General features: G+C 60.9%; 5 protein-coding genes. 3 read left to right on the top strand and 2 right to left on the bottom strand.

The annotated features are described in order from the left end of the window. The 3 genes from HLUSI_RS27610 to HLUSI_RS27605 form a co-directional block, all read left to right on the top strand. Nucleotides 1-446: methyl-accepting chemotaxis protein (locus tag HLUSI_RS27610; RefSeq protein ID WP_040503271.1), on the top strand; the 446-nt coding region annotated here is incomplete at its 5' end. Nucleotides 447-545: 99 nt separating this feature from the next. Continuing rightward, a complete protein-coding gene (locus tag HLUSI_RS0108035) occupies nt 546-989 on the top strand; it encodes an MmcQ/YjbR family DNA-binding protein (RefSeq protein WP_238533944.1) in 444 nt (147 codons plus the stop codon). Beyond that, nucleotides 986-1,306 (top strand): hypothetical protein, encoded by a 321-nt coding sequence (locus tag HLUSI_RS27605; RefSeq protein WP_016833481.1) that lies wholly within the window; start codon nt 986-988, stop codon nt 1,304-1,306. Before HLUSI_RS0108035 ends, HLUSI_RS27605 begins: the two co-directional genes overlap by 4 nt. Before the next feature lie 98 nt (nt 1,307-1,404). On the opposite strand, the gene pyk is transcribed toward HLUSI_RS27605, so the two are convergent. Both pyk and HLUSI_RS0108020 read right to left on the bottom strand, forming a co-directional pair. Next, nucleotides 1,405-2,841, bottom strand: coding sequence for a pyruvate kinase (gene pyk, locus HLUSI_RS0108025; protein ID WP_016833480.1), 1,437 nt, complete (start codon nt 2,839-2,841; stop codon nt 1,405-1,407). A 71-nt stretch (nt 2,842-2,912) separates the two neighbouring features. Next, complete coding sequence (locus HLUSI_RS0108020; RefSeq protein WP_016833479.1) at nt 2,913-4,178, bottom strand: glycerate kinase type-2 family protein; 1,266 nt, start codon at nt 4,176-4,178, stop codon at nt 2,913-2,915. Nucleotides 4,179-4,252: the final 74 nt, after the last annotated feature.

Genomic DNA, 4,252 nt, shown 5'->3' with positions numbered 1-4,252 from the left:
AGCTGGTCGAGCAAGCCGGCACCACCATGACCGAAGTCGTCGCCAGCGTAAAACGAGTAACGGATATCGTCGGCGAAATCAGCGCCGCCAGCCAGGAACAAAGCCAGGGCATCGACGAAGTCGGCCGCGCCATCACCAGCATCGACGAAACCACGCAGCAGAACGCCGCGCTGGTGGAACAGTCGGCCGCCGCCGCGCAATCGCTGCAGGACCAGGCAGCCAAGCTGATGCAGCTGGTCAGCGTGTTCAAGCTGGATCAGCAGGTTGCCGGAGCGACCTCCGCTTCAGCGCGCAAGCACACTGCGATTGACGTCACGCCACGGCCAGTACAGCTGAAGCAGATGAAGAAACCGGTTGCGGTTGCAGCTGCCGTGCCTGCATTGGCGTCGGCTTCCAGGCCGGTTGCAGCGACAGTCGGCAAGGATGACGACTGGGAACAGTTCTGATGCATTGATCATCCTTGCCGCCGGCAATGCATGATGGGTAGCAGATTCAGCAAATAAAAAAGCGGCGCGTCAGTGATAGACGCGCCGCTTTTTCATTCCGTGATTACAATACGCCGATCCCAACGCGACGAAGATGCGGCGACCATGAACCACACACAACTCAAAAAATTCTGCAGCGATCTGCCGGCCGCGACCTCACACCTCGCCCTGCCGCCATCCAATATCCTGGTGTATTCAGTCGGCGAAAAAAACTTCGCCTGGTTCAAGACCAGCGATCCCGAGAAATGGCGCTTCAGCTTCCGCGTCAGCCCCGAGCGCTTCATCGAACTGACCGACATGCCGGGCATCAAGCCGGCGCGCTACATGGCGCGTTTTCACTGGATCACGATTGTGGACGTGCGCAATATGCCGGAGGATTATTTGAAGGAATTGGTGCTGTGGGCTTATGAGAAGGCGCTGGGGAGTTTGAGCGGGAAGCAGCGAAAGGCATTGCTTGAAAAACATCATGAAGTAGTCAACAAACTGAATAAGGAAATTAAATGAATTTCATGCATCCACGAAGCAAGGTATTTATTCTTGCCGCATTCTTCAGCGGCCATCTGTTCGCGCAAGATGCGACATCAGCCTTGGACAAAGACCAGCAAGCAACTCTTGCGCGAGCGATCGACATTGCCGCGAATATATATTCAGACAGTCAGAAAAATGCACTCACAGCGATTGCCATGAAAAGGAACTGCCTGAAAGCCTATCCTGACTTAAAGGGGAAAATTGACGCAATCTTTTCTTCTGAAAAAAGTGGATTCGACCAGAAAACAAGAGACGCAATAAAAAAGCTGGAGGCGAGCAAAGATCCCATGTAAAGGGGCAGATTGACGGCGCCTCAGTTGTCACTTACGACAAAGATCTCATGGAGTCAGGTTGTAAAGCGCTTGCTGGAATAACTCCGTAACGACCACATTCAATTGCTCGAACCAGCATCTCCCCACACCTCCGCCAACCTCAACAAATTCGTACTCCCCGGCTGCCCAAAAGGCATGCCGGCGGTGATGGCGATCTGATCGCCTTTCTTCGCAAATCCTTCCTTCAATGCCGTCTGGCATGCGGCGCTGACCATTTCGCTTTCATTGTGGATCTGATCGCTGATCGTTGAATGTACTCCCCACACCAACGCCAACTTGCGCGCAGTCGCAATCTTCGGCGTGATGCTCAGGATCGGCGCCATCGGGCGTTCGCGGGCGGCGCGCAGGCTGGTGTGGCCGGAGCTGGTGTAGGTCACGGTGGCGGTCGCGCCGACGATGCGGGTGACGTCGCGCAAGGCGGAGCAGATCGCGTCGGAGCTGTTCGCTTGCGGCGTCTCCTGCTGGGCGTCGAGCATGTTGCGGTAGAGCGGGTCGCGTTCGACTTCGCTGATGACGCGGTCCATCATGGCGACGGCTTGCAGCGGGTAGCTGCCGTTGGCGGATTCAGCCGACAGCATGACGGCGTCGGAGCCGTCGTAGATGGCGGCGGCGACGTCGGAGACTTCGGCGCGGGTCGGCACCGGACTCGTGATCATCGATTCCAGCATTTGCGTGGCGATGACGATGGGACGACCGTGCTGGCGGCAAACGCGCAGGATGCGCTTTTGCGTGCCGGGCACGCGCTCGGGCGGCAGCTCGACGCCAAGGTCGCCGCGCGCGACCATGATGGCGTCGGAGGCCTGGACGATTTCATCGAGACGATCGAGTGCCGCCGGCTTTTCCAGTTTGGACAGGACGGCGGCGCGGCCGTTGATCAGGGCGCGCGCTTCGTGCACGTCTTCGGGGCGCTGGACGAAGGACAGCGCGATCCAGTCGACGCCGAGTTCCAGGGCGAAGGCCAGGTCGCGTTTGTCTTTCTCGGTCAGGGCGGGAATCGGCAGCACGGCGTCGGGTACGTTGACGCCCTTGCGATCGGACAAGGCGCCGCCGTTGATGACCCTGGTGCGGATGCGCTGGCCATCGCTGTCGAGCACTTTCAGGCGCAGCTTGCCGTCGTCGAGCAGCAGCGACTGGCCGGCGGCGATGACTTCGAACAACTCGGCATGCGGCAGGCAGACGCGGGTGTTGTCGCCGGGCGTGGTGTCGCGGTCGAGGACGAACTCCTGCCCCGCTTCCAGCTGGACCTTGCCCTCGGCGAACTGGCCGACACGCAGCTTGGGACCTTGCAGGTCGGCGAGGATGGCAATCGGACGGCCGACTTCACGCTCGACGGCGCGCACGATCTCGAAACGCGCGTGATGGTCGGCGTGGGTGCCGTGGCTGAAGTTGAAGCGGAACACATCGGCGCCGGCTTCGAACAGCGCCTTGATCATGTCTTTGGTGGCGCTGGCGGGGCCGAGCGTGGCTACGATTTTTGCCTGGCGTTGACGTCGCATGGACGGTCTCCTTGGTGTTGTTAGTGTTGTTGGTGCACGGCCTCGATGCCGGGAAATTCTTGAACAGGTTCCTACAGGATCAGGATGGCGCGGAAGTCATTGACGTTGGTGCGCGTCGGTCCGCTGACGACGAGGTCACCGAGCGCGCTGAAGAAGCCGTAGCCGTCGTTGTTCTCCAGCAGCGCCTTCGGATTGAGGCCGAGTTGTTCGGCACGCTGCATCGAGTCCGGCTGATAGATGGCGCCGGCGTTGTCTTCGGAGCCGTCGATGCCGTCGGTGTCGCAGGCGATTGCATGCATGCCGGGCGCGCCGTTGAGTGCATTGGCGAGACTGAGCAGGAATTCCGCATTGCGCCCGCCGCGACCGGTGCCGCGCACGGTGACGGTGGTTTCACCGCCGGAGATCAGCACGCAGGGTTTCTTGAACGGCTGGTCGTACCGGGCGATCTGCCTGGCGATGGCGGCGTGTGCGAGACCGATGTCGCGCGCTTCGCCTTCCATGTCGTCGGACAGGATGTAGGGCGTGACGCCGACGGCGCGTGCCGCTGTCGCCGCAGCCTGCAAGGCTTGCTGGGCGGTGGCGATGACGTGGTGTTCGTTGGCGGCCAGGCGTGCATCGCCTGGCTTGGGGGTTTCGCCGATGCCGGACTCCAGATGCACTTGCACCGATGGTGGAACATCGATCTTGTATTTACGCAGGACCGCCAATGCCTCGGCGCAGGTGGTGGCGTCGGGCAAGGTCGGGCCGCTGGCGATGATGCCGGGGTCGTCGCCGGGAATGTCGGAGATCATCAGCGTCACCACGCGCGCCGGCGCACAGGCCAGGGCGAGGCGGCCGCCTTTGATGGCGGAGAGATGTTTGCGTACGCAGTTCATTTCGAAGATGTTGGCGCCGCTGTTGAGCAGGGCTTTGTTGATGGCCTGCTTTTGTGCGAGGGTGATGCCTTCGGCCGGGAGTGCGAGCAATGCGGAGCCGCCGCCGGAGATCAGGCAGAGGACCAGGTCGTCCTTGGTGAGGCCGTTGGCCATGGCCAGCATGCGGGCGGCGGCCTGGCGGCCGGCTTCGTCTGGGACTGGGTGGGAGGCTTCGACGACTTCGATTTGTTTGCAGTCGGCGCCGTGGCCGTATCGCGTGACCACCAGTCCTGATATTTTTCCGGGCCAGTGCTGCTCCACGGTCTTGGCCATGGCTGCTGCGCCTTTGCCTGCGCCGATGACGATGGTTCTTCCTTGCTTTGGCGGTTCGGGCAGGAATGTCGGGAGGGATTTTTCTGCGCTTACTGCGGAGACGGCGGCGGTGTAGAGGTCGAGGAGGAATTGGCGTGGGTTGTTCAGCATGCTGTTGTTTCCTTTTGTTCCGACTCTCGGTCGGTGGCAATTGATTTTGGTCTCTCTTCGATCAACCCTGCCGG

Origin of the sequence: Herbaspirillum lusitanum P6-12 (genome assembly GCF_000256565.1) — a bacterium.
GTDB lineage: Bacteria > Pseudomonadota > Gammaproteobacteria > Burkholderiales > Burkholderiaceae_D > Herbaspirillum > Herbaspirillum lusitanum.
The sequence above is the reverse complement of the archived record's forward strand: the minus strand, read 5'-3'. Positions and strand labels throughout refer to the sequence as shown.